The organism is Glaciecola sp. 1036 (assembly GCF_050306235.1).
Classification (GTDB): Bacteria; Pseudomonadota; Gammaproteobacteria; order Enterobacterales; family Alteromonadaceae; genus Glaciecola.
The window spans coordinates 109,705-134,456 of the sequence record NZ_JBLWFH010000003.1 but is presented as its reverse complement, the minus strand read 5'-3'; the positions used below and the strand labels follow the sequence as shown (position 1 = coordinate 134,456).

The following is a 24,752-nucleotide window of genomic DNA, read 5'->3' as shown; positions in this document are numbered from 1 at the left end:
ATTAGAATGGGCGTTTAATAGTATGCTCAGATGATTGTAGGTAACTCATTTTTTAGCACTATTTGTAAACGGAAACCCGAGATGTCAGCACTTCCTCCTTGTCCACAATGTAACGGCGAATTCGCCTATGAAGATCGTAATTTATTAATTTGTCCAGAATGTGGTCATGAATGGGACCCAAATGCCAAAGCTGATGATGGTTATGATATTAAAGATAGTAACGGTAATCAGCTTGCGGAAGGTGATAAAGTAACCTTAATTAAAGATCTAAAAGTAAAAGGCAGCTCACAAGTACTAAAAGTAGGCACCAAAGCCGTAATTAAAAGGTTTGCAGACGGCGACCATGACATTGACTGTAAAGTCGATGGCGCCGGCAACATGATGCTGAAATCGCAATTTGTGAAAAAAGCCTAATTAACCTGAATACTGGTTAATAGCACTCACACATTAGTGCGAGTGCTCTCCAACGGCATGCAGTTGTTGTTTGTCGTCCATGTGGTAAAAGCCAGAACTCGATTTTTCAATGAAACCAAGGTTTACCATTTTGGTTAAAAATGGGTCTGTATGGTCATCTCCTATGTCCGCGTAGTCTGTGGTTTGGTAGGTGTTTAATTGGGATAAAAATACGCTGGAATCAGTTGCTAGTTCAGTTGATTGCAACTCCCATTTTTCTAACAAGTTTCCCTTTTCATCAGTAATTTCAAACGCTGTGAGTATGTCTTTAGCAGTGTCAATGGTAGCAACAAAAGTGTTGTGATCTTGGGTGATACTATATGCAATTACATCACCACAATCATTGGTCTGTTTAATTTGCTGGCTGGCGTTATCAAGAAAGTTCTTACCCATTAATTTGTATTTTTGTGCCCAATCTAAGTTTCTGATGTTATTTAGTTTGTCATTGGGTTGATATTCGATACCACGTTTATGATCATTAAAATATTTCGTGAGTTTCACTTGTCCCGCTTTATTAAGTTCATAAAGCTCGGTAATTTGATTTTTGGGATAGTAGTGAGCAACGGTATTTTTGTTGCGATAAAGTTCAAGAATTTCGGTTTTATCCAATCTAGGTTGATAAATTTTATAACTTGCCACAGTTACCGCGCCTGAACATTGAGATTCTTCGGCTAACCCTTTACTTGCTATGGTGCAAAGTAATAAGAAGGTCAAAATTAAACTTAGTACAATTTTATTTTTCATCTTATATGTTTCCTGAAATACAAAAACAGCGGCATAACCTTTGGTTTGCCGCTGTTTTTAGTGCAGATTTATTTATTTAAATCACCAGCGAAGTTCATGATGTGGAACACCATGTTTTGCTCATTAGTACCAGTGACCAAGAATGCACCTGGACCTTTGGCAAAAATACCGATGTCTTCACCTGAGTGGGTTTCAGATGTAAGTGGTACTAAGCTTTCTTGGTGGAATCCAGGAGACTCAGTGTTAACGTCAGTTAAGTCTTTACGACCTGCATCCGGCGCTGCTGCATAGCTTGCATCGGCATCAAACACCATGTCACCTAGGTTTCTATAGCCCAAACCATTGGTATAGCCAAGTGTAGTGTAAGGCATGCCGTCTGCATCGGTTGCTGGCTCTTCGCTTCCGACACTTACTACTTTACCTAAGATTGGGTTACCGCGCTTAGGATATCCAGCAATGGTAAACACATGACCGTGGTCGGCAGTCACTATGATAAGCGTATCGCTGTCATCGGTCATTTTGTCTGCAACATCTACGGCTTCTGCAAGTGCAATAGTGTCAGTTAAAGCACCATATGCACTTCCAGCATGGTGAGCGTGGTCAATACGGCCAGATTCAACCATTAAGAAAAAGCCATCTTCGTTGTTATCTAGAATATTGATAGCGGTAGCTGTCATTTCAGCAATGCTTGGTTCGCCGGCAATGTCATTACCGCGATCCGCTTCGTACTGCATGTGTGATTCGTTAAATAAACCAAATACACGCTCTACAGTTTCAGTGTTAATGGCATCAAATCCTGCTTGATCATATACGTATTGACCTGCGGGATATTGCGCCATCCATTCGGCAGTCAGGTCTCTGTTGTCAGTACGATCACCTTCTACAGAGCTAACAGCGTCAGGGCTGTTAAATGCGGCGTCTCTTGGTAAGAAGTGACGACGACCACCACCAAATACTACTTCGATGCCATCTACATCTGAATCAGCTACGCGAGATTCTAAATAAGCTTCAAAATTCACTAACTGGTCCGCAATATCTTTACAGCCTGCATCAACAGCTGCTGTTGGCATGTCTGATACATCTTCCCAGTTGCGATCAGCTGATTTTGCGTAGGTTGCTGCTGGCGTTGCGTGAGTTATACGCGCTGTAGAAATGATACCAGTAGACTTACCTTGTAATTCGGCAAGTTCTAACGCAGTAGCTAATTCATTTCCTGTCACTGTGGAGCAGTCACCACGGACGATATCTTCATCAACACCAATAACGCCCACATCTGTTTTAAGCCCAGACATCATAGCTGTCATTGTACCCGCAGAATCAGGCGTTTGAGCGTCAACGTTATAAGTTTTCGCTAAGCCGGCAAACGGGAATTTATCGAATGAAAGTTGATGTTCTTCACCGTCTTTGCCTGCCATTTGACCATCTAAAATTCTGGCAGAAGTGATAGTAGAAACACCCATGCCATCACCTACAAATAGGATGACGTTTTTGGCTTGACCTTTTAGGCTATCTACTAAGGCTTGTTTTTCAGCGGCTGAATTAGTTTTATAACTGGTGACTTGAGCTGTAGTTGCATTACCAGTTTGACTAGTGCTAGTCGCTTGTAACCAAGTAGTTCTCGCTTCAGCGATTTCTTGTTGAGCTTCAACAAACCAAGGATTGTTTAAGTTAGTGAGTAACTCGCTAGAATTCACCGAGGTTACGCCAGGCTGACAAGCATAGCTTGTTTCATTTACTTCAGAATCCGCTAGTGAACCATCACCGTCAGTATCTAAACCTGAGTCAATTTGAACACCGCCATTTGGGCAATTTGCATTACCAACAGCTAGTTGAGTTTGACGGATAAGTGAATTTAGGCCAGATTCCCCTTGAGGGCCTGTTTGACCTCTTACACCTTGTGCACCATCGTCACCGTCATCAAGACATCCAGATAGACCGATTATTGCGGTCGCTAGCAATGTAAGTTGCAATTTTTTCATTGTTCTAATTCCTTATTAGTTGCTAGTCAAGTTAAGCGCTTGGTCTATTAGATGAAAGACCATGTTCTGTTCAATGTTACCTTGTGCTAATTGAGCGCCAGGTCCCATGGCATGTAGACTGATATCTTCACCTGAGTGAGTTTCAGAACCTAATGGCACAAGGGCTTCTTGATGATAGCCGCTAGTAGTAGTATCGATTTGGGTAATATCTTTGCGACCAGTATTAGGTGCAAAAGCATAAGAAGCATCGGCATCAGTTTCGTCGCCTAAATCCATCATGCCTAAACCGTTAGTGTAACCAAGGGTAGTGTAAGCAAGGCCGTCAGCTGCAGTTGCTGGTTCTTCACTACCTACATTTACTACTTTGCCTAAAATTGGATTACCACGTTTTGGATAACCTGCGATAGTGAATACGTGACCGTGGTCAGCAGTAACGATAATCAAGGTTTCTTCTGGGTTTGTCATTTCCATTGCTGCACGTACGGCATTAGATAACTCAATGGTGTCAGTCAGTGCGCCATATGCGCTACCCGCATGGTGGCCGTGGTCAATACGACCAGATTCAACCATTAAGAAAAAGCCTTTTTCATTGTTATCTAGAATATCAATGGCTTTTGATGTCATTTCAGTAAGTGAAGGCTCACCTGCAATGTCATTTGCGCGATCAGCTTCATATTGCATATGACTTTCATTGAATAACCCGAACACTCTTTCGGTAGATGCTGGATCAATCGCATCAAATCCAGTCTGATCCATTACATAAGAACCTTGTGGGTAGGTAGTTTGCCATTCTGCTGTAAGGTCTCGATTATCAGTGCGATCACCTTCAACAGAACTAACAGCATCAGCGCTATTAAATGCTTCATCGCGCGGTAAGAAATGACGACGACCACCACCAAATACAACTTCAATACCATCTACATCAACGCCGGTAAAACGTGCTTCTAAATTGGCTTCAAAGTTAACTAACTGATCAGCGATATCAGTACAAGTAGTACCTTCTGGCATGTCTGAAATATCTTCCCAGTTACGATCTGCAGATTTCGCGTAGGTCGCTGCTGGCGTTGCGTGAGTTATACGAGCAGTAGAAATAATGCCGGTGGATAAGCCTTTAATTTCAGCTAATTCAAGTGCTGAAGTTACCTCGTTACCAGCGACGCTAGCGCAATCACCTCTAACAATGTCTTCATCAACACCAATAACGCCAACGTCTGTTTTAAGTCCAGACATCATAGCTGTCATAGTACCTGCAGAATCAGGGGTTTGCGCGTCAACGTTATACGTTTTCACCAATGCAGAATAAGGAAAGGTTTCAAAACTCAATAGGTTTTCTTCACCCATCATATCCTGTTGCTGACCTTCGAGAATTCGAGCTGCGGTCAGGGTAGAAATGCCCATTCCGTCACCAACGAACAAGATGACATTTTTAGCTTTAAAGCTATTATTTACATCCAGTTTTTGCATCAACAGTTCATTTGCTGAGGTATACCATGCATTGCTTGTTTGATGTTCCGGTAACGAGTTTGCTAGTGCAGAAGATGCACTTGAAATAGCAACAGCAAGTCCGGTCCATGCAACATATTTAGCGACATTAATCTTCATGTTGTAATCCGTATGTTATTAGTAGTGAGTAGTTAAAAAACTATGATTAACGCTAGCGTTTGAAATTTGAGAAGTGGAATAATCGCTCAATCAAACAGGCGTTAATGAGCGACAAGAGTAGAAATACAATGTGACGTTTGCTTGTCAGGAAAATGAAATTTTATTGGCAGAAATGTTGCGTTTTGTTGAAGGAAATGTTGCAAAGACTATGGGGATGCTTTTTATATACACGCAAAATAGTATTAAAAAATTTGGTAATCATGGGGTTACAAAATAAATTAAAGATTATCCTGCGCGTTTTTTGGGCGCTAAGTATTTATTGATTTGTTGGAAGGTCAGGGGTTTACAAAGATAAAAACCTTGCACCATTTCTGCGTCAAGCTTGTTCAAAGCATCGAGGGCAAATTGAGTTTCAACCCCTTCAGCAACTACTTTTAAGTCAAGGGATTTAGCAAGAGCAATAATGGATTTTGTAATTTTCGCGTCATTACTATTCTCAGATAAGTCATCAATAAATGTCCGATCAATTTTCAAGATATCGATTGGAAATTTCTGTAAATAGCTTAATGAAGAATACCCAGTTCCAAAATCATCTAGGGCAATACGAACCCCATTTTGTCTAAGAATGTTTAAGATCGACTTTATTTTTTCCGGCTTATTGATAAGTACCGATTCAGTGATTTCCATCACAATGCAACGGGGGGGTATATCGTGACTTTTGATACAGTTTAAGAAGTGAGTGGTAAAATCTGGATGTAGCAACTCTTTTGCCGAAACATTAATAGTGATGTAAGCACTGTCTGGAAAACTAGAGGAAGCTAAAAACTCTTTCAAGCGTTCACATAATTTCACCACTACCCAGCGACCAACATCAATTATCATGTTAGTTTCTTCCAAAATTGGGATAAATTTGTCTGGTGATATGTTTTCATCTTGATGGGTTTTAAATCTCAGTAGGGCTTCGGCCGCTACGAATTCGTTTGATTTACAATCAAAAATAGGTTGGAAAACCAAGTTGTATTGATCATCTGACAGGCCACCTCTGAGTTCATTTTGTAGCATCACGCGCTGTCTATTTTCTTCATCAAAACTTGAGCTATAGACCTCTAATTTGTTTTTTCCACTGCGTTTAGCGCGATATAACGCAGAATCTGCATATTTAAGTAATTCATTTGCGCTAATTTCTTCACCATAGCCTTGCGCTATGCCCACGCTGGTGGTGAGAAAAACGGTCTGGTTCTTAATTTTATAAGGTTGCGAAACCGAATTTATGATTTTATCTGCGACCTTAATAATGTCTGTTGGTGTATCATTGTGCCCAATTAGAATGACAAATTCATCACCACCGAAACGTGATACTGTATCCGTTTTACGCAGTAAATTTATAAGTCGTTCGGCAACTGCTTTTAATACAAGATCACCAGCATCATGGCCCAAGGTATCATTTACATCTTTAAAGCCATCTAGATCCAAGAAAAATACGGTTACCAGTTCCTTGTCTCGGGCACTGGATTCTAATGCCCTTTCTAATAATTGATGAAATTTATTACGATTGGTTAAGCCTGTGAGGCCGTCATATTCAGCCGCTACTCGGAGCTTTTCTTTATTTACATAACGGTCGGTAACATCAGTAAAAGTACCAATAAATCCGGTGATATTGTTATTGTTATCAGATAAAACGCGGATACTAAAATCCACCCAAGTGACTGATCCATTGACGTTAACCAAGCGAATTTCTCTATTAAAATCAGCACCGTCATTTAGATGATAATAAAGTTTTGCAAGGGTATCTTGTATGTCATCAAAATGAATAGCATTAATCCATCCATGGTGTTCACTCTCAGCTTGATTAAGCCCAGTGATTTCAGACCATTTTTCGTTAGTTAAGGTGCAATTCCATTGGTCATCCACTTGAATAATTCCAACCGGCACTAAATAGGTTAATGCTTGAAATTGTTGAGACGCTTGTTTGTAATTATTGGCGGTATTTTCGTATATCGTTATATCTTGTATCTGTAGTATCGAATATAGGCGCTTACCTTTACGAAACCGAAAAACGGTCAAATTTAAAATTCTAGGTTCGCCAAATTTGTTTTTGGCCACTACACGATTCCATATATTTGGGATGATGGCCTTTTGCTCTAAACCAGTTTTATCAGGTTGATTTGACCACTGAAATAAATCATCGAAGTTGGGAATGAACTCTTTAATGTCAATGTTTTCAAGAGAACAATTATGGTCTTCATCGACATTATCTTTTATGTGATAAAAAATATCTTGTGCTATTGGGTTGCTATTGACTATTTTGTTGTCTTCACCCACTACTATGATACCAGAAGGAGACGATGCTAATAGGGTATCGACAAATTCTCTTCCAAAAAGCTCCTGATTAAGACCTAAGTAATCGGAATCAACTGATTCACTACTATGAACTGCACAAGCAGTTGAGGCAATGACGGGTTTGATGCGTTTAAGCACATAGGATGAAAAAGTGCTCTGTGTTTTGGTTAATAGAAATACCGCTCTTAATTCTAAATGCACAAAAATAGGCACTATCATTAACGAATTTACTTTAGTATCAGGCGCGAGCAACCCTTGCCAATGTTCAGACATCGGAGAATTAATGAAAACAGGATGTAACAATTGCCCTGTATTGATCCATTCAGTGAGCGCTTCTGTGTTAAAAACGTCTTTGTCTTCAGTGGTAGAGATGAGTTTTTTTAACCGCAATTGGCCTAATTCAGTAAATTTTTGTGCATTGTCAACTGTAAAACAAGCAGCATAATCACTGATAGTAACGCCGACCAAATAGTTAAGTGTTTTGGCATAAGCTCGTTCTGTACTATCAGGGTCATAAAAACAGACCTGAAGTTCATTAATGGTTTGGCGAGTAAAACTATCTAAACGACGGTTTTTATTGTCAGAAGATAAATTTAAATTCTTATTGACCATATTACCTAATATGTTTCATTGTACGCAAAATGACACTTATCATTCATAATTTACGCTTGAATGTGCAAGTGACTTTGGCAAAGTTATTATACTATTGTATAAATACAGTATTAATCTATACTGCTGAAAAACAAGAAATTCAAGTAAAAAGTGTTAAAAAAATTATTCTATTTCTACTCGCTCCCATGGTATTTTGTTAAAAATAGGGGTAAATACTGTAAAATATTGTTAGATTAATTTTTATAACATTTTGACTTCGCCTAGGATAAATGGAGTTAATGTGAACGATAATCAAAATAATAAAATAGAAGTGCCCGTTATAGGTGTAGGGGCTTCAGCTGGCGGATTGGAAGCCTTGCAGGCTTTGGTAAGCAATTTACCAATTGACCTTGGGGCTTGTGTGGTGATTGTTCAGCATTTGTTTCCTGATTACAAAAGCATGATGCAAGAATTACTGCAAAAACATACCGATTTAGAGGTTGAAACTATTGAATCAGTCGCAGAAATTTTGCCAAATAAAATATACTTACTGCCGCCGAAGAAAAATGTCACTATTTATCAAGATTCACTCCATCTAGAACATAAAAATCAAAACGATGTGCCAAATTTTGGCATCAACAAGTTTTTCGTATCCTTAGCAGAACAGAAAAAAAGCAACGCCATAGCAATTGTTTTGTCAGGTACTGGTTCTGATGGCAGTAAAGGGTTGAAACATGTTAAAGAGTTTGGCGGACTAACCCTTGTGCAAAAACCTGAAACCGCAAAGTTTGATGGTATGCCGATGAGTGCTATTCATACCGGTGATGTTGATTTTATTCTAGCACCGGATGAAATGGGTGAGAAACTCCATGACTACTTTGAAAGTCATGAGGATCTTAGTAAAGGCGTACTCAAGAATATTGATGTCGAATCTTTTAAAAACAAAAATGTTTTTGCTGAAATTCTTGAATATATTCATGAGAATTTCGCGATTGATTTTTCAGCCTACAAAAAAAATACGCTTATTCGTCGCATGCAAAGGCGTATGTACGTGTTTAACTGTGACAGTATGTCAGAGTATTTCAGCATTCTGCAAAAAGACGATAAAGAAGCCGAGAAACTAAAACAAGATTTTTTAATTGGTGTGACCCAATTTTTTAGGGATAAAGAGCCTTACACTTTTTTAACTAATCACGTTATCCCTAAAATTGTGCGAGAAGCAACAGGTGATGATCCCATTAGAGTCTGGTGTGTTGCGTGCTCAACTGGGGAGGAAATCTATTCTTTGGCAATATTATTCCTAGAAGAATTGGAGAAACAAGGAAAATCTAATTTATTAAAATGCTTTGCCACCGACGTTAACAAAGATGCAATTTTATGGGGATCGCAAGGTCTTTATTCAAAAGATATTGAAGCTGATGTTCCTGAGCACTTGCTCAATAAATATTTTGTTCAAGTTGACGAGGACCACTATCAAGTTGTCAAAAAACTGAGAAAAGCAATTGCCTTTGCCGAACATGATGCATTACTTGACGTGCCTTTCTCAAAGGTTTCGTTTATCAGTTGTCGAAATGTTCTTATCTACTTTAATCATGAGTCGCAAACTCGGATATTATCATCTATTTTCTTTTCCCTGTGTAAAAATGGCTATCTATTTCTAGGGAAATCAGAAAATCTAGGTGAAATTTCAACAAAATTTTCCGAAGTGTCTAGAGACCTTAGAGTATTTAAAAAAATAAGTTCTGAAAGAATAATTTTAAATCAGCACCAAACTGGTCAATCTAATATGGAAAAAAATTACACGGCGAATAGTAAGATTCCTCCCATTGAATCTTTGTTAAGTGATTACCGGAGACGACCTAATACCCAATCGTTGGGATTCGCAAATGAAGCCTTAATTTTAAATTGCTTTCACCCATGTTTATTGCTGAGTGAGGATTTACACATTCTACAAATACATGGTGATATAACGCCCTTTGTAAGGAGTTTGGTGCCGAATAAATTGGGCGGGTTAATCGATGATATTATTCATGAAGATTTACTTATAGCGACAAAATCAATAATCGATAAAGCCAAAGAGAGTAAATCGCCAGTGACATTTACTGACCTAACAACCTTACATCAGGGTGAATATGTCAATGTAAACATTCGGGGATTTTATTTAAAGGAACATGATATTGAATCTGAGTTAGGTTATATCTGGTTGGTTTTTGATAAAAAATCCGAAGTTGATGATGAAAATATACTTAAATATGACCCTGAGTCTCATGCAAATCAGCGTATTAAATTACTCGAAGCTGAATTGTTAGAATGCAAAGAAGCGTTAAAGCATGCTATTGAAGATCTTGAAACGACTAACGAAGAATTGCAATCAGCGAATGAAGAGTTGATGTCATCAAATGAAGAGTTGCAAAGTACAAATGAAGAGCTGCAATCCGTAAATGAAGAGCTGTATACCGTAAACTCTGAGTATCAAGACAAAATATCTGAAATATCGCAAACCAATGCTGATTTGGATAATGTGCTTGCGTTGTCACAAATAGGAATTTTGTTCTTAGATGACGAATTTAATATTCGATTTTTTACTGAGGAGATCAAAAAGTACATCAACCTTAGGCAAACAGATGTATCTCGCCCCTTACATCATTTATCAAAAAGCTTTTCATACGATGAGATGATCAATGACGTTGAAAACGCATTTAAAAATGATGAAAAAATAGAGAAAGAAATCACCATGAAAAGTAAGCATATTGTCAGGGTGAGTATTTATCCCTATAAGTACAATGACTTGGCAAATAGTTCAGGTGTGGTAATTACTTTCAATGATATTACCCAAGCGACTTATGCGGAAAAAGGGTTAGTTGTCGCCTATAAAGAGTTGTATAAAATTGTCGATTATTCTTTGCATCAGAATACGCAGTTCGATCCATCAAAAATCAATCTACTTTTAATTGAAGATAATGATGCCTATATGGAAATTTGCCATGTTGAATTATCTAAAATAACGGATTTTGAAGTTGTTGTACATTCAGCTAAAAGTGTAGAGCAGGCAAGCTTTATACTTGCAAATATCCCAATTGATGTCTGTCTATGCGATTACTATTTAAGTAGTGAAACAGCAATCGATTTAGTGGAGAAATTTGACAATGAAATTTCGCCAGTCCCTACAATTGTAATGACGGGAGACTTAAATGATGGCATAGTGCCGCTTCTTATTTGTCATGGCCTGTTAGATTTAGTTGAAAAAGATGACATTTCATCCGAATTTCTAGCTAAACGTATTAAGAGTGCTATCCAACGGTTTACTTTGTCAAAAACATAAAAAGTATGATGAACGAAAAAGAAGAACTTAGTCAGTTAATGCGTCATTTATCTCATGATCTAAGAAATACACTTGGATCAAACGCCAAATTACTTCAACTTATGCGAACAACTTACGCCTCCAGTTTAGATGAAAGGGGAAATCGTTGGCTATCTCTAATAGAAGATGAAGCGAATTCTGGATTAAATAAACTCAAACGATTTTCTGATTTGGTAAAGTTATTTAACCAGAAACCTATTTTGAAAAGCAGTAATTTACAACAATTAATTATAAATGCAGTCAATGAATTGGCTTCTGAATTACAAATATCAGCTTCTCAAATTGAAGTAGATGTGCCCGAAGACCTAACCGTGAAAGTGGATGAAGGGCTAATCAAGCAAGCTTTAAAATACATAATTACCAATTCATTCCAACATAGTTTAGAAAATTCTGAGGATGTCAAAGTTCAAATTCAATGTGAGGAATCAGAAAAACATATTTCAATTATCATTCAAGATAACGGCAATCGTTTTCGTTCAGGCTCTATCAATATTATTACTGAAGCCTTTAGAAGTGGTGCAAGTAATCCTGAAAATACTGGACTGGGATTAAACTTCACAAAACAAATTGCAAAATTGCATAATGGGTACATGGAGTTGACCGAAGAGGATGGACCTAGGCTTATGGTTAGCTTAACCTTGTCAAAATAGTGATGGCGCTCTTATTAACAAGATGAAAAGCGCCACTGATATTTAGAATAAAAAATCAAGCCGAAGGATATCGAGCGCTTAGTCCAGCATAAACAAGTTTGCTGTAATCTTCTTGCGATATGTCCAACTCATCAAGCACGTCAACTAAGTGTTCGTTGTCTTCTCGGCCATTCCAAATTTTAATGTAATTACCAGTTTTGTAGCCCTTGTCTTGGCGGAAAAAGTTCAAAATGTTTTTACCCACATATTGTCGATATAAGGATTCACTGGTCATTTCTGCTTGCGTCACTATGTGCATAAATAGTGCTACACTGAATCGATTAGCCGCACACAAGCCAGCCATCAACTGCAAATTATCCAAGATATCCAACTGTTCAAATTCGTAATAGTTGCCATCAAATTTGATTTTGTTTTCATTGGATGCTAATTGGTCCGCAATGGTAATAGCAGACTGCTTAATGTCGCCTTTAAAGTCGATAATGATTGCTGATAATGCAAAATGCCAGATGTCGACCAGTTCCATTTGTAACTGAGGAAGATCTTTTTGTTGATGTTTCCACCATTTCCAACCATGATGTTCAATACCTTCCACAGACTCAATCATAGCGGCGCGTAAATATTGATATCCAGCATCTAACCACTCTGGATTGACTTTTTTATTCATAGCGTCTTGTAAACTCAACATAGTGGCAAGTTGAATAGATGTGAGCATTAAAAATCCTTAATTTCTTGTTATCTGTCTATTGTAAATTGACTTAGTCACAGTGCAAGAGTTTATCTACAAAAGCCGGCACTATTTCACTGGCTTTGCCATAGACCTTTTCCTCGAAAAGACTATTTCCAACGCTTGGTTCCATATTAAGCTCAACAGTTTTAGCCCCTACTTCATTAGCAAGTTGCACAAAACCAGCGGCGGGATAAACATTTCCGGATGTACCTATGGAAATAAATAAATCCGCTTGTGTTAATCGTGTTTCAATCACATCCATAGAGTAAGGGATTTCACCGAACCATACTATATCAGGACGCATGGATTGGCTGGGGGAGCAACATTCACACTGATACTCATGGCTAAAATCCATTTTGGCCGTTTCTGATTGATTACTGACAGGGCATTTAGCAGACATTAGCTCACCATGCATATGGATCACTTCTTTGCTACCAGCACGTTCATGCAGGTTATCGACATTTTGCGTAATCAATGTCACTTGATGCGGCCATTTAGCTTCTAGTTTCGCCAGTGCAATATGAGCAGCATTAGGTAAAATATTGGCTTGTAGGAGTTGCTGACGTCGTTGATTATAAAAACGGTAGACAAGTTCTGGATTTAGATAAAATCCCTCAGGCGTTGCGACTTCTTCTATACTGTGATTTTCCCAAAGACCATTATTATCTCTGAAGGTTTTTATTCCAGATTCTGCCGAAATACCTGCCCCAGTTAATATTACAATTTGCATAAAAGCTTTTATCCCCCGTAGATGTTATCTTATAACAAAAAAACACTTTGTTATAACTTATAGAAAATAGTTTCAGAAATGTTAAAAAATGTAATAAAATTACAGAAAATATGTATAAATAACGAAAAAACTAAAAATAACCCCTTAAAAATGTAATTTAATTACAGAAATTGCTTGATGTTTATTCAGTTGTGACGATAATTGAAAGTGATGACAGTCAATTATCTAATTTAAAAACACATTGGGAAATATTATGAAACTTTCAACTACTATCGCAGCAACCGCGCTTACTTTAGCAACTATGACAGCCTCTGCAAATACTGTGGTTTTCAAACCTCTTGATAGCGCTTTCGAAACTCAAGCTTGTCAAATTGCAGGTGCACAAGGATTAGAAGCAGCAAAAACATTTATTGTTAACCAGGGTGAAAGCTATCGTCGTTTTCTAGTTTCTGTAACTTGTAACGGTGTAAGTATTTCAACTTTTGCAAAAATGCACAAAGCTGCTAAAGAAGAAAAAGTACAACAAGTGGCATTGGTTGCAAAAACCAATACAGTTGAATCTCAACTATGTATGGATGCAGTTATTATGGGTGAAGCTCAAGCAAGAGCAAAACATGATGTATTAGAAGCGCCAGTACTTTGTAACGACAAACCACTGACTAAGTTTGTTGAAAAATTTGCAAAGGCTGATGTTGTACTAAAAGACTCTGCTGAATAATTAAGTTAAAGACTTAGTTTTAAAAACGCCCTTCTTCGTAAGGGCGTTTTTTTATGCGTTATGCATTTGTTTACTAGTTTAGAAGATTATTATTATTGCTTTTTTTGTTAACAAATTTCGTTATTTGCGACTTGTTGAATTTTGTTTATTTACACCAAACCTTAATTCATAGACACTGTTAACAAGCCTATAACAATAATCGGGAACATAGAGAGTGAGTATAGAAAGAGAAAATACGCTGTTTATCGTATTAGTCAGTATTGTAGCTACCATTGGTGGCTTTTTATTTGGATTTGATAGCGGCGTTATTAATGGCACCATTGATGGTCTGCAAATCGCGTTTAATTCTGACTCAGCCGGCACAGGGTTTAACGTAGCGAGCATGTTGATTGGTTGTGCAGTTGGTGCATTTTGTGCAGGTACTTTAGCGGATAAATTTGGTAGAAGAAATCTGCTTATCGTTACCGCTATTTTGTTTATCGTAAGTGCTTGGGGTTCAGGCATTGCGACGACCTCAACAGAATTTGTATTCTATCGTTTTATTGGCGGACTAGCTGTGGGTGCAGCATCCGTTATGGCACCTGCCTATATCAGTGAAATAGCACCTGCTCGTTATCGCGGTATGCTTGCTACCGTGCAACAAGTTGCGATTATATTTGGCTTGTTTATGGCGTTTCTAAGTAACTATTTCTTAGCTGACATCGCTGGCGGCTCTACCGAAGCTTTTTGGTTGGGGTTTGAAACATGGCGTTGGATGTTTTGGGTGGAATTAGCGCCTGCTATATTGTTCTTACTCGCGCTATTTTTAATTCCAGAAAGTCCGCGTTATCTTGTCATTGCGCGCAAAGAAGCCCAAGCCAGTTCTGTGTTAGCCAAACTATATGGCAATAATATTGCTGATAGAAAACTCAATGATATTAAAACCTCTTTAGCTAAAGATGGGCATAAACCATCATTTAGTGATTTAGTCGATAAAACCACAGGTAAAGTGCGAACCCTTGTTTGGATAGGTATTGGTCTGGCGACATTCCAACAATTGGTGGGTATTAATGTCGTGTTTTATTACGGTGCAGTACTTTGGCAAGCGGTTGGTTTCTCTGAATCTGATGCATTACTGATAAATGTTATCTCTGGTGCAGTAAGTATTGCAGCCTGTATCATCACAATGTATCTAATTGATAAATTAGGCCGTAAACCTTTCTTACTTATTGGTTCAATAGGTATGACAGTTTCACTTGCGTTGATGGTTTATGCATTTTTAAGTGCAGATGTAGGCGTCGATGGAAAATTAGACCTAGGAAGCAATGGTACGTTGGCATTAATTTCAGCCAATGTTTATGTGTTCTTCTTTAACCTGTCTTGGGGTCCTGTAATGTGGGTCATGTTAGGTGAGATGTTCCCTAATCAAATTCGTGGTTCAGGCCTTGCGATTAGCGGATTAGCACAATGGTCTTCAAACTTTGCGATTACCTTGACCTTCCCAATTATGCTCGCAAGCATAGGTCTTGCTGGTGCTTACGGCTTCTATACTGTTTGTGCCGCAATTTCTATATTGTTTATTGCGAAAATGGTAAAAGAAACCAAAGGCATTGAACTAGAAGATATGCAAGGCTAGTTAGCTTTTATCCCAAGATGACTGTCTGTTATAGTGCGGGCAGTCATCACATTTTTAATTTTACTATGTCCTCTTGTCCATTATGTGACTCAGATCACAGCTCCCATTATCATCAAGACAAAAAGCGCGAATATTTACAATGTCAGCACTGCGATTTAGTCTTTGTTCCTAAGCTATTTCACTTGTCCAACGAACAAGAAAAAGCCGAATACGACCAACATGAAAATCAACTTGATGATCCTGGTTATATTCGATTTCTTTCAAGAGCGATAAATCCTTTATTGGAAAGGTTACCAGAAGATACAAGCAATCTTCGAGGACTCGATTTTGGTTGTGGACCAGGACCTGCACTAGCTACCTATTTAAATAATCACGGTATCGATACTGAAAAATATGACCCTTTGTATTTTCCAGATAATCAGCTTTTACAAAACACCTATGACTTTGTTACCTGTACTGAAGTAGTAGAGCACTTCAATTCACCCAAACAAAGCTGGCTGCAACTATTTAAACTATTAAAACCTAACGGCATTTTAGTGGTAATGACCAAACTAGTCATTGATCAAGCGAGATTTGCTAATTGGCACTACAAGAATGATCCAACCCACATTTGTTTTTACTCCTACAAAACGTTGTCGTTTATTGCAAAGGAGGCGAACTATTGGGTTTCATTGGTAAACAAGGACGTTGCAATATTTGTCGCTAAAAACGAGTCGGAGTGAATGTAAAAGGTTAAATTAAAATGGGGCAATTATCGCCCCATTTGATTTATATAAAGCTATAGATTAATTTAAACAGGATTCAAGTTAATTTAGCCCTAACACTTCTTTGCCTTGATTAAAACGAATGTCCACAGGAATGCCTGCTGTGGTTAACCTGGCTAAATCTTCAGCCAGTGTATCGCTAACAACACCCAGTTCATTCACCAAGCTGTCAACGCCTTGATAATCACCATCGCCTTGTAACATCAATATCTTGTTAGACAATGAATCAATCGCTTGGCTCATTTTTTCCATATCTACTTTATATTGACCTTGCTCATTGCGACTAAAAGCACCAGCTTCTTGAAAATAGTTAAAGCGAACCATGTTGGCTTTACCATGAGCTGAACTTGCACCAAAACGCACTGATCTGAAGATGCCAGCTAAGAAAGTCACATAGTAGTCTTCTATCATGGCTTGAGTTATAGCGCCTTTTTGCAGAAGTTGTCTCACCATATATAAACCTAGGATATCAGCCTTACCTTCTTCTAATGCAGAGGCATGTTCTTTTAATGCTTCACGAACGGTTTGTTCTGAATCTAGGACATTTTTGATGCCCAAACCGTGGGCAACTTCGTGAAACATGGTGTTACCGAAAAAGGCTTCGAAGATAACGTGATCACGCTGCTCCGGCACAATTAACTGTTCAGCAATAGGTAACATTATGTGGTCAAACTTAGCGCGCATTGCATTTTTAAGTTGCAAGCGACGTGTGCCTTTACTTAACTGTACTTCTTCGTCGTTGGGTAGGTTTATCGCGATAGTTTTACTGCCAGCGTTAGAATGGCCAGCGTAATAAATTACATCGTAGGCATTCAAGTCGGCATCAGTGCCCGGCATTTGCGCTTTGTAGGCAGCGTCAACCGGTAATCCTTGCTGAAGTTCAGGTAAGTAAGCGGCGTATTTTGCCAAGCGCTCACTCCATTCCATATCTTTAAGTAGAACATAAGATTCAAAACCAGCTTTATATCCAAACAACTGATCTTCGTAAGTTTCAATGGGGCCAATTACTACGTCAATAGTGTTGTTCTTCATGTCCATCCACGCCATATCTGACGCTTGATATTGATCAGATACAAACGCTTGGGCTCTTAGCTGTAAGTAATTTGCAAATTCAGCATCTTCAGCAAATTCAGATGCTTGATTAAGCAAGTCAGCAGCCGCTTGCAACTCTTCTTCAAAATATTCTGAATAAGGAATGGCAACTAGTTTGCCTTGTTCATCCCGACGCAGCATTGTATAAAGATCGGCTTTCCCCTGAGCTTCAGACGCCTCAAATTCATCTTTGGTCATGTCATGAGGATAAAACTCTGCTCCTTTGGCTTTCTCTTCATAACCAGATAAGAAAGGTGCATCACCGTTTAATCTGTCCCAAGGACCATAATTAATATCCGCAAAAGCGTTCACTTCGTTGTTGGATAATTTGGCTAGAAATGCTGTCTTGTCTTCGCCAAAGGCTTGTTGCCAAAACAAATCGTCCATAATCACAGAAGCATCAATTAACAACGACAGCATTGTCTTTTGGTTCTCAGAATAGCCTGAGATATCTGCTGTTAAATCAACCGGGTGATAAATATTTAGTCGAGCTTCATCTACTAAAAGTTCTGATGAGGTTTCTGGTGTAGGTGTTGGCTCAACCTTAGGCTTTTCTGCTTCAGAGCATGCACTGATGAAAACGCTAGCGGTTAAGGTAAGTAAAATGGGTTTAAGTGTCATAATACCCTCTGTTTTTAAATAAGAATTATTGTTTTAGTTATCAAGCAAGCACTATAGTCAATTCCTGAGCGTTGAACAATCTTTGTATCTTAAGGATGGCAGAAAAACCTGTGCTAAGCCTATGTAACGCTTAACCTTAGTTATTAAAAGCATTAAACACAAATTGTTCATAAGCAAAAGGCATTACACTTTTATACGGTTCCGGCTTACACTCGACTGATGTCAAATTCCTTAGCTCTTTCTGCCGCCTGTCCTTGTGGTTCAAGTCTGTTAACCGCAGATTGCTGTGCGCCATATATACGACAAGAAGCATTACCGAAAACACCGGAACAACTTATGCGTTCTCGCTATGTCGCTTATTGGTGTGGTGACTATAGTTACGTGCTAAACACCTATGCGCCAGAAAAACGTGCAGAATTAACCGTAGACGAGTTAAGACGCTCTGATCTCAGCGTTCACTGGGTTGGCTTACAAGTGCTCAGCAGTGAAAACTCAACTGTCGCGTTTAAAGCTTATTATCGTATTGATAAGCAATTCTTTATGCTACATGAGCTCTCATTTTTTAAACAATACGACAATCGTTGGCTGTATAGTTCTGGACAAATTCAAGCAGACTCAGGACCGTTCAAGCCAGAACGTAATAAGCCATGTATTTGTGGAAGTGGACTGAAATTCAAACGCTGTTGTGGTAAAAACTAAGCGTCATTTAGCTATACACAGATATCACTAGTCGTCGAGCGCCGCCATGATCTCTATGTTCGGCCAAATAAATACCTTGCCAAGTACCTAATCCCAATCTTGAATTGACTATAGGGATGCTAATGCTCGGTCCTAAAATCGATGCTTTTAAATGCGCCGGCATATCATCGCTACCTTCGTAAGTATGCTCATAATAGGGCGCGTTTTCTGGCACCATCTGGTTAAAGTGGCGTTCAAAGTCTCGTCTAACACTAGGATCTGCATTTTCATTGATGGTTAATGATGCTGAAGTATGCTGAATAAACACATGCAATAAACCATTTTCTGGAAGTTCATCAATCGCATTCATCACTTTATCTGTAATTATGTGAAATCCACGTTTATATGCTGGAAGTGTTAATCCGTAATGTTTAATCATTTAAGCATCCAAGGTTATATATTCACGAGAAGTATAAAATGATTGAAAGTTACAATGCAAAGTCAGTCTTGATTTTATCGACAAAAATAGCGAGGCTAACGCAGACCTTAGAAAAGGAACACGTATGATAAAAATTATTCTGTTGGCTGTATCGGTTATTTTTAGCTCAAGGCTATTAGCGAATGCTGGATTGATTGACTATCCAGACGTTGATCCAGCGCCTTCATATACAAGTTTACTTGAATTAGATTATTCCCAATCAACCAAAACCATAGATTATGGGAGTGATCCGCAGCAGTTTGTGCAGTTTTATAAGGCTAAAAAAGCCGAAGAATCGCAAACCATGGTAATTTTTGTGCATGGGGGGTGTTGGCTATCAGAGTATGACATTCAACACTCAAGCGCTTTTGCTACTGCGCTTAGTCAAAAAGGAATGGACGTTTGGAACATTGAATACAGACGCGCGGGCAATGGCGGAGAATGGCCAGTAGCTTTAAACGATATAAAAGCGGCTATCAATATGTTCACTACCGAATTCAATAAAGAGGGTAAGTATAAGAAGGTGTTTTTGCTTGGACACAGTGCTGGTGGGCATCTCGCTATGCGAGTTGCTAGTGAGTTAAATCTGCCTAATTTACATCTCATTGGATTAGCCCCGATTGTTGATGTTCAGGCATACGCTTTCGGCGACAACAGTTGTCAGACCGCGACTAAGGCATTTATGCAAGGCATGCCGAATGACATTCCCGAGGCTTACGACAATGCTACCCTCGTAAATAAGTCGTTGTCACATTTACCATCGGCTTATATTTTCCACGGCGGTGAAGATAAAATAGTACCAATAGCGCAAACCATTCATCCTGATACTGGCTTTATGCAAATTCCTTATGCAGCGCATTTTGACTGGATCTTCCCTGGTACGCCTGGTAATAACCGGTTACTCCAATACATGGAAAAAATAGTCAATGAATAGGCTGTTAAAAGAGCAAGCCAAATCGCTAGATATCGCTGATCCTTTAGCGAAATGTAAACAGCAATTTAGTCTACCCACTCAAGTTATTTACTTGGATGGCAATTCATTGGGCGCCTTACCTTTAAGTGCGGAAAAACGTGCTCAAGAAGTAGTGAAGGAGCAATGGGGAAAAGATCTCATTAAGAGCTGGAATTGTCATCAATGGATAGATTTGCCCGAAATAGTCGGCGCTAAATTGTCACGGATAATTGGCTGTGCTAAAGATGAGGTTATTTGTTGTGATTCTATTTCAGTTAATTTGACTAAAGTACTTTGTAGCGCACTATCGATAAACTCTGAACGCAAAATTATAATGTCAGAGAGCGGCAATTTTCCCACGGATTTGTATATGGTTCAGGGACTTCAGGCATTGCTAGGCGAAAAAAGGTGCGAACTGCTCACTGTGGATGTTGATAATATTGAATCTGTAATAGATGCACGAGGAAACGAAATTGCCTTGTTGCTTTTATCCCATGTGGATTTTCGCACAGGGAAAATTAAATCCATGGAAAAAATTACCCAGATAGCCCACGACAATGGTGTTTTGGTCTGCTGGGACCTAGCCCACAGCGCCGGTATTTTACCTGTATTGCTGAATCAAGCAGATGTGGACTTCGCTGTTGGTTGTACTTATAAGTATTTGAATGGGGGACCTGGAGCTCCTGGGTTTGTGTATGTGAAACGTGCATTACATGAACGCATTAAACAACCCCTTACCGGTTGGATGGGGCATGCAACACCTTTTGATTTTTCCAACAATTATGAGGCTTCTGAGGGCATCAGAGCCATGTTAGCAGGCACGCCATCGATAATTTCTATGAGTGTATTGGATGCTGCGTTAGATGTATTTGAGCTTTTGGATATGCATCAGGTTTGGCAAAAATCCCTCGCATTGAGCGACTTTTTTCACCAGTGTTTAACGCAACTTTGTCCTAACAATGGATTAGAATATCTTTCACCGGACAACGCACATCGGGGCGGACAACTAGCTTATACGCATCCCCATGCCTACCAAATTTGCCAAGCGTTAATTGCACGTAATATTATTGGCGATTTTCGAGCGCCTAATATTCTAAGACTAGGTTTTTCTCCTCTGTATTTAAGTTATAAAGATATGGTTACTGCAGCCAATATTCTGGCTGACATTATGCAAAACAAAACTTACCTAGCACCCGAATATAGCCAAAAAACCAAGGTGACCTAATGACAAAATCTGATTATGTACGTATTTGGGACGTTATTGATTTAGTTCCAAAAGGCAAAGTGTCTTCCTATGGTCAAATTGCTGATTTAGCGGGCTTGCCAGGTCGGGCTAGGTTAGTAGGCAAAGCGTTGGGACATGTCCCTAAAGATCGCAAGGTAAATTGGCATCGAATTTTACGCAGCAATGGACAAATCGCCTTTCCTAAAGGTTCGGAACACGCGCAAAGGCAAACCGGATTATTACAACAAGAAAATGTCGCTGTGTTTAACAATCGGGTAAAAATGAATGACTTTGGGTGGCAGCCGGATATATCTGTTCTACTGCATGAATTAAAATTTTAATATTTTTTGAAAGTATAGGATAAATATTTAGGTCATATAGGTAAGTTTTTACCATCCGTTAATTTTACAATTGGAACTTTGACTATGACCAACAAACTATTATCCGTTATTGTGATCGGCGTGACATTGACGCTCGCATCATGCGGTATTATTCCAACACAAGCGAATTCTTCTATAGAAGCTATTAATGTAGATGAATCTCGATTAGCAATTAAAGGTTATGATCCAGTGGCATATTTTACGCAATCTATGCCAGTGGAAGGAAGTGCATCCTACACAGCTGAATACAAAGGTGCTATTTACCATTTTGCTTCAGCGGAGCATCAATCGTTATTTAAAGCAAATCCAGCAAAATATGCGCCTCAATACGGCGGCTATTGTGCCTTTGGAGTCTCTAAAGAAAAGAAATTTGATACTGACCCAACTGCTTGGGCTATCGTAGATAATAAGTTATATTTAAATCTGAATGATAAAGTACAGGGTCGTTGGGTACTCAATAAAGAAGAGCTTATTTCTGAAGCCAATGAAATTTGGCAACAAATTGAAAATACGCCAGTATCAGAGTTATAACTCGCATGTGGTAATTTATTTTTAAGAAAGTAATTTAGTAAAAGAGGCAGAATATACTGCCAATCTGTACCGTAAATTTAAATCAAGGAATCATCATTATGAAAACAAATATTGCTGTTGCAGCGGCTATCGCTTCGGTTATGACGTTAGGTGCAATTGATGCAGCTGAAGCTGCCGATAAGAAAAAAGAGAAATGCTATGGCGTTTCACCTGCTGGTCAAAATGACTGTGCTAACCTAGCTGGTACTCACAGTTGTGCAGGTCAATCAACCGTTGATAACGATATCGGCGAATGGCGTTTAGTACCAGCAGGCACTTGTAAAGACCTAGGTGGATATAGCCGTAAAGAAGCTAAAGAAATGTGGAAAAAAATGAAAAAAGATAAGAACAGCTAAATCATAAATGGCGTTCCATTCTTTTGATAAGCCCAACCCATTTATTGGTGTTGGGCTTCGTCATCCTCACTATCAACAAGCCTTAGATCACCAACCTGAACACCTGTCTTTTGTTGAAATTCATGCCGAAAACTTCTTTGCTTCTGGCGGTATTACCAAGCAACTATTAGCGGATGTTCGCAATCAATACGAGATAAGTGTGCACGGGACTTCTTTGGGGTTAGGTTCTCAACAAAGAGTGCCTCCCGAAGTACTGGAACAATTTTCTCAACTAGTTGCCTTTTCACAGCCTTGTTTAGTATCAGAACATCTATGTTTTAATCGCGCGCTTATCGATAATAAACTTATGCATTCGGGCGATTTATTACCGATACCTTACAATAAAGCATCGTTGGAATTAATTTGCGGACATATTAATGAAGTACAAGATGCTATTCGCAGGCCACTTCTGATAGAGAATTTGTCTGCCTATTTACAACCAACTGAATTAGCAGCGCATGCTCAGGATGATATGACGGAGGTCGAATTTTGGCATGCAATGTGTCGTCAATCAGGTTGCGGAATCCTACTTGATATTAATAACTTGATTGTGAATGCACTAAATCAAAAAGTAACCAATGTAGAAGCTGAAGTGACGCGCATACTTGAAGCAGTTTCACCAGAATTTGTGGGGGAAATTCATTTAGCTGGTTTTACAGATAATAAAGTAAATGGTTTTATCGTGGATGACCATGGTGCACAGGTGTCGGAACTTTGCTGGAAGTTGTATCAAAAGGCATTGAAGCTTTTTGGTAATCTTCCTACCCTAGTTGAATGGGATACACAATTACCGAGTTGGGAAACACTAACCGCGCAAAGTGATAGAGCCTATAAATTTGCCAAAGAGAATGGTTAATGGACTATCAACAATTATTAATCAATTCCATATTCAACCAGCAAGGTGGAAATTCGTCTGCGTTAGAGATTTATCAAAATAATTATGTGGAAAATGCCATAAACGCTTTGAGCATAAGTTTCCCTACGTTATTAGGCATAATAGGGGAACCAGACTTTCGAAAAATTGCATTTCGCTATGCTAAACAATTTCCAAAATCTAGCTTCGATTGGGCGGAGTTTGGCACTTCTTTGAGTGAATTCTTGCAGCAAGAAGAAATGTTTGAAAATTTACCTTATTTAAGCGAAATAGCGGATTTTGATTGGCGAAGACTGTGGATTGAAAGAGCCCCAGATGAAACCTTTAGTGCAGATAGTTTTGCCTTGCTACAGCAATATCCTCCCAGCGAATTAAGGTTTCGTCCAGCGGCGGGTCTGCAAAAGGTGGAATATTTTTTTCCAATCGATACTTTTTATGATTTTTGCCAACTAGACGATCAAAATTCTGAGCAAAAACAGACACTTTTACTGTCACTAAAAAAAGCCATAAATGATGCAATAAAACAACCTCATCTTAGGTCTTTTGTACTGTGGCGTCATCAAGCAAAAGCGCAATTTGAAGTTCATTCCCCTTTGTACTGCAATGCTTTTGATAAGTTGCTTGATGATGCCTCCGTTGAAGAGGTGTTAGCCACCTTAGAAAAATCGCCTGAGCAAATGCATCATTGGTTACAAAGTGTTATTGCTAAGCGTCAGGTAGTCGCAATTGAAAAGCGTTCAACCAGCGCTGATGAGTGAGAGTAAGTCATGAATAAGGTAATAAATTGGTATAATCTGGTGTTTGCTAAATTAGGATATTTAGAGTCGCCAGCATTATTGGGTGCACGTTTATACGTTGCTTGGGTGTTTTTTAAATCGGGTCTTACTAAAGTAAACGATTGGGAAAACACCTTGCTACTTTTTGAGTACGAATACGCAGTACCCGTTTTGAACTTTGAATTTGCCGCTTATCTTGCAACCTTTGGTGAACTTGTATTGCCGATTTTATTGTCTTTAGGACTATTTGCCCGTAAATCTGCCATAGGCTTATTGATAGTTAACTATGTAGCTGTTATCAGCTTAGAAGACATTCCAACCGCAGCCTTATATTTGCATCATATTTGGGGGCTAGCACTAGCCGCTGTCATCATCTGGGGATCTGGGATTTTATCTTTAGATAAGTTATTAAAAATAAAGTAATTCTAGGTTTATGT

General features: G+C 38.8%; 23 protein-coding genes. 15 read left to right on the top strand and 8 right to left on the bottom strand.

What is annotated here, in order from left to right; translation table 11 throughout:
* Window positions 1-81: 81 nt before the first annotated feature.
* Window positions 82-414, top strand: a complete 333-nt coding sequence (locus ACNKW3_RS05595; RefSeq protein ID WP_427398295.1) for a zinc ribbon domain-containing protein YjdM — start codon at window positions 82-84, stop codon at window positions 412-414.
* Between the two features lie 33 nt (window positions 415-447).
* Here ACNKW3_RS05595 and ACNKW3_RS05590 read toward each other — a convergent pair whose 3' ends face one another.
* From ACNKW3_RS05590 to ACNKW3_RS05575, 4 genes are all read right to left on the bottom strand, one after another.
* Window positions 448-1,197 (bottom strand): hypothetical protein, encoded by a 750-nt coding sequence (locus ACNKW3_RS05590; protein ID WP_427398294.1) that lies wholly within the window; start codon window positions 1,195-1,197, stop codon window positions 448-450.
* 68 nt (window positions 1,198-1,265) lie between these two features.
* Complete coding sequence (locus ACNKW3_RS05585; RefSeq protein ID WP_427398293.1) at window positions 1,266-3,176, bottom strand: alkaline phosphatase; 1,911 nt, start codon at window positions 3,174-3,176, stop codon at window positions 1,266-1,268.
* 15 nt (window positions 3,177-3,191) lie between these two features.
* The gene (locus ACNKW3_RS05580; RefSeq protein WP_427398292.1) at window positions 3,192-4,778 is read right to left on the bottom strand and encodes an alkaline phosphatase; all 1,587 of its coding nucleotides are present in this window, start codon (window positions 4,776-4,778) and stop codon (window positions 3,192-3,194) included.
* Between the two features lie 285 nt (window positions 4,779-5,063).
* Complete coding sequence (locus ACNKW3_RS05575) at window positions 5,064-7,730, bottom strand: sensor domain-containing protein (RefSeq protein WP_427398291.1); 2,667 nt, start codon at window positions 7,728-7,730, stop codon at window positions 5,064-5,066.
* Between the two features lie 280 nt (window positions 7,731-8,010).
* On the opposite strand from ACNKW3_RS05575, the gene ACNKW3_RS05570 reads away from it, so the two are divergent.
* Both ACNKW3_RS05570 and ACNKW3_RS05565 read left to right on the top strand, forming a co-directional pair.
* A complete protein-coding gene (locus ACNKW3_RS05570) occupies window positions 8,011-11,031 on the top strand; it encodes a chemotaxis protein CheB (RefSeq protein WP_427398290.1) in 3,021 nt (1,006 codons plus the stop codon).
* 5 nt (window positions 11,032-11,036) lie between these two features.
* Entirely contained in the window at window positions 11,037-11,720 is a 684-nt protein-coding gene (locus ACNKW3_RS05565) for a sensor histidine kinase (protein ID WP_427398289.1), read from the top strand.
* Window positions 11,721-11,775: 55 nt separating this feature from the next.
* Here the strand turns inward: ACNKW3_RS05565 and ACNKW3_RS05560 are convergent, their stop codons facing one another.
* The gene (locus ACNKW3_RS05560) at window positions 11,776-12,432 is read right to left on the bottom strand and encodes a dUTP diphosphatase (protein WP_427398288.1); all 657 of its coding nucleotides are present in this window, start codon (window positions 12,430-12,432) and stop codon (window positions 11,776-11,778) included.
* Window positions 12,433-12,475: 43 nt separating this feature from the next.
* Window positions 12,476-13,177, bottom strand: a complete 702-nt coding sequence (cobB, locus tag ACNKW3_RS05555) for a Sir2 family NAD+-dependent deacetylase (RefSeq protein WP_427398287.1) — start codon at window positions 13,175-13,177, stop codon at window positions 12,476-12,478.
* A gap of 253 nt (window positions 13,178-13,430) precedes the next feature.
* On the opposite strand from cobB, the gene ACNKW3_RS05550 reads away from it, so the two are divergent.
* The 3 genes from ACNKW3_RS05550 to ACNKW3_RS05540 all read left to right on the top strand — a co-directional run bounded on the left by ACNKW3_RS05550 (window position 13,431) and on the right by ACNKW3_RS05540 (window position 16,232).
* Complete coding sequence (locus ACNKW3_RS05550; RefSeq protein ID WP_427398286.1) at window positions 13,431-13,895, top strand: hypothetical protein; 465 nt, start codon at window positions 13,431-13,433, stop codon at window positions 13,893-13,895.
* Window positions 13,896-14,109: 214 nt separating this feature from the next.
* Complete coding sequence (locus ACNKW3_RS05545; protein ID WP_427398285.1) at window positions 14,110-15,510, top strand: sugar porter family MFS transporter; 1,401 nt, start codon at window positions 14,110-14,112, stop codon at window positions 15,508-15,510.
* Window positions 15,511-15,692: 182 nt separating this feature from the next.
* A complete protein-coding gene (locus ACNKW3_RS05540; RefSeq protein ID WP_427398284.1) occupies window positions 15,693-16,232 on the top strand; it encodes a class I SAM-dependent methyltransferase in 540 nt (179 codons plus the stop codon).
* A gap of 84 nt (window positions 16,233-16,316) precedes the next feature.
* Here ACNKW3_RS05540 and ACNKW3_RS05535 read toward each other — a convergent pair whose 3' ends face one another.
* On the bottom strand, window positions 16,317-17,987 hold the full coding sequence (locus tag ACNKW3_RS05535) for a dipeptidyl-peptidase 3 family protein (RefSeq protein WP_427398283.1): 1,671 nt from the start codon (window positions 17,985-17,987) through the stop codon (window positions 16,317-16,319).
* A gap of 219 nt (window positions 17,988-18,206) precedes the next feature.
* Here ACNKW3_RS05535 and ACNKW3_RS05530 point away from each other — a divergent pair, with 219 nt between their 5' ends.
* Window positions 18,207-18,686 carry a YchJ family protein gene (locus ACNKW3_RS05530; protein WP_427398282.1) on the top strand — a complete coding sequence of 160 codons (480 nt, stop codon included), beginning with the start codon at window positions 18,207-18,209 and terminating at the stop codon, window positions 18,684-18,686.
* Between the two features lie 7 nt (window positions 18,687-18,693).
* Here the strand turns inward: ACNKW3_RS05530 and ACNKW3_RS05525 are convergent, their stop codons facing one another.
* Complete coding sequence (locus ACNKW3_RS05525; protein ID WP_427398281.1) at window positions 18,694-19,104, bottom strand: secondary thiamine-phosphate synthase enzyme YjbQ; 411 nt, start codon at window positions 19,102-19,104, stop codon at window positions 18,694-18,696.
* A gap of 124 nt (window positions 19,105-19,228) precedes the next feature.
* Between ACNKW3_RS05525 and ACNKW3_RS05520 the strand changes: the two genes are divergently transcribed.
* From ACNKW3_RS05520 to ACNKW3_RS05485, 8 genes are all read left to right on the top strand, one after another.
* On the top strand, window positions 19,229-20,077 hold the full coding sequence (locus ACNKW3_RS05520) for an alpha/beta hydrolase (RefSeq protein ID WP_427398280.1): 849 nt from the start codon (window positions 19,229-19,231) through the stop codon (window positions 20,075-20,077).
* Entirely contained in the window at window positions 20,070-21,320 is a 1,251-nt protein-coding gene (gene kynU / locus ACNKW3_RS05515; protein WP_427398279.1) for a kynureninase, read from the top strand. The genes ACNKW3_RS05520 and kynU overlap by 8 nt, the downstream gene beginning before the upstream one ends.
* The gene (locus tag ACNKW3_RS05510) at window positions 21,320-21,661 is read left to right on the top strand and encodes an MGMT family protein (RefSeq protein WP_427398278.1); all 342 of its coding nucleotides are present in this window, start codon (window positions 21,320-21,322) and stop codon (window positions 21,659-21,661) included. Before kynU ends, ACNKW3_RS05510 begins: the two co-directional genes overlap by 1 nt.
* Before the next feature lie 84 nt (window positions 21,662-21,745).
* Window positions 21,746-22,231 (top strand): YHS domain-containing (seleno)protein, encoded by a 486-nt coding sequence (locus tag ACNKW3_RS05505; protein WP_427398277.1) that lies wholly within the window; start codon window positions 21,746-21,748, stop codon window positions 22,229-22,231.
* A gap of 98 nt (window positions 22,232-22,329) precedes the next feature.
* Window positions 22,330-22,626, top strand: a complete 297-nt coding sequence (locus tag ACNKW3_RS05500) for a DUF2282 domain-containing protein (RefSeq protein ID WP_427398276.1) — start codon at window positions 22,330-22,332, stop codon at window positions 22,624-22,626.
* Window positions 22,627-22,633: 7 nt separating this feature from the next.
* Complete coding sequence (locus ACNKW3_RS05495) at window positions 22,634-23,521, top strand: DUF692 domain-containing protein (protein WP_427398275.1); 888 nt, start codon at window positions 22,634-22,636, stop codon at window positions 23,519-23,521.
* Window positions 23,521-24,297 carry a putative DNA-binding domain-containing protein gene (locus ACNKW3_RS05490; RefSeq protein WP_427398274.1) on the top strand — a complete coding sequence of 259 codons (777 nt, stop codon included), beginning with the start codon at window positions 23,521-23,523 and terminating at the stop codon, window positions 24,295-24,297. Before ACNKW3_RS05495 ends, ACNKW3_RS05490 begins: the two co-directional genes overlap by 1 nt.
* A 9-nt stretch (window positions 24,298-24,306) precedes the next feature.
* On the top strand, window positions 24,307-24,738 hold the full coding sequence (locus ACNKW3_RS05485) for a DoxX family protein (protein WP_427398273.1): 432 nt from the start codon (window positions 24,307-24,309) through the stop codon (window positions 24,736-24,738).
* The last annotated feature ends 14 nt before the right edge of the window (window positions 24,739-24,752 follow it).

Excerpts from the sequence above, each read along its gene's own strand:
- ACNKW3_RS05595 (WP_427398295.1), top strand. The coding sequence starts at position 82 with ATGTCAGCACTTCCTCCTTGTCCACAATGTAACGGCGAATTCGCCTAT.
- ACNKW3_RS05590 (WP_427398294.1), bottom strand. The coding sequence starts at position 1,197 with ATGAAAAATAAAATTGTACTAAGTTTAATTTTGACCTTCTTATTACTT.
- ACNKW3_RS05585 (WP_427398293.1), bottom strand. The coding sequence starts at position 3,176 with ATGAAAAAATTGCAACTTACATTGCTAGCGACCGCAATAATCGGTCTA.
- ACNKW3_RS05580 (WP_427398292.1), bottom strand. The coding sequence starts at position 4,778 with ATGAAGATTAATGTCGCTAAATATGTTGCATGGACCGGACTTGCTGTT.
- ACNKW3_RS05575 (WP_427398291.1), bottom strand. The coding sequence starts at position 7,730 with ATGGTCAATAAGAATTTAAATTTATCTTCTGACAATAAAAACCGTCGT.
- ACNKW3_RS05565 (WP_427398289.1), top strand. The coding sequence starts at position 11,037 with ATGATGAACGAAAAAGAAGAACTTAGTCAGTTAATGCGTCATTTATCT.
- ACNKW3_RS05560 (WP_427398288.1), bottom strand. The coding sequence starts at position 12,432 with ATGCTCACATCTATTCAACTTGCCACTATGTTGAGTTTACAAGACGCT.
- cobB (WP_427398287.1), bottom strand. The coding sequence starts at position 13,177 with ATGCAAATTGTAATATTAACTGGGGCAGGTATTTCGGCAGAATCTGGA.
- ACNKW3_RS05550 (WP_427398286.1), top strand. The coding sequence starts at position 13,431 with ATGAAACTTTCAACTACTATCGCAGCAACCGCGCTTACTTTAGCAACT.
- ACNKW3_RS05535 (WP_427398283.1), bottom strand. The coding sequence starts at position 17,987 with ATGACACTTAAACCCATTTTACTTACCTTAACCGCTAGCGTTTTCATC.
- ACNKW3_RS05530 (WP_427398282.1), top strand. The coding sequence starts at position 18,207 with ATGTCAAATTCCTTAGCTCTTTCTGCCGCCTGTCCTTGTGGTTCAAGT.
- ACNKW3_RS05525 (WP_427398281.1), bottom strand. The coding sequence starts at position 19,104 with ATGATTAAACATTACGGATTAACACTTCCAGCATATAAACGTGGATTT.
- ACNKW3_RS05520 (WP_427398280.1), top strand. The coding sequence starts at position 19,229 with ATGATAAAAATTATTCTGTTGGCTGTATCGGTTATTTTTAGCTCAAGG.
- kynU (WP_427398279.1), top strand. The coding sequence starts at position 20,070 with ATGAATAGGCTGTTAAAAGAGCAAGCCAAATCGCTAGATATCGCTGAT.
- ACNKW3_RS05510 (WP_427398278.1), top strand. The coding sequence starts at position 21,320 with ATGACAAAATCTGATTATGTACGTATTTGGGACGTTATTGATTTAGTT.
- ACNKW3_RS05505 (WP_427398277.1), top strand. The coding sequence starts at position 21,746 with ATGACCAACAAACTATTATCCGTTATTGTGATCGGCGTGACATTGACG.
- ACNKW3_RS05500 (WP_427398276.1), top strand. The coding sequence starts at position 22,330 with ATGAAAACAAATATTGCTGTTGCAGCGGCTATCGCTTCGGTTATGACG.
- ACNKW3_RS05495 (WP_427398275.1), top strand. The coding sequence starts at position 22,634 with ATGGCGTTCCATTCTTTTGATAAGCCCAACCCATTTATTGGTGTTGGG.
- ACNKW3_RS05490 (WP_427398274.1), top strand. The coding sequence starts at position 23,521 with ATGGACTATCAACAATTATTAATCAATTCCATATTCAACCAGCAAGGT.
- ACNKW3_RS05485 (WP_427398273.1), top strand. The coding sequence starts at position 24,307 with ATGAATAAGGTAATAAATTGGTATAATCTGGTGTTTGCTAAATTAGGA.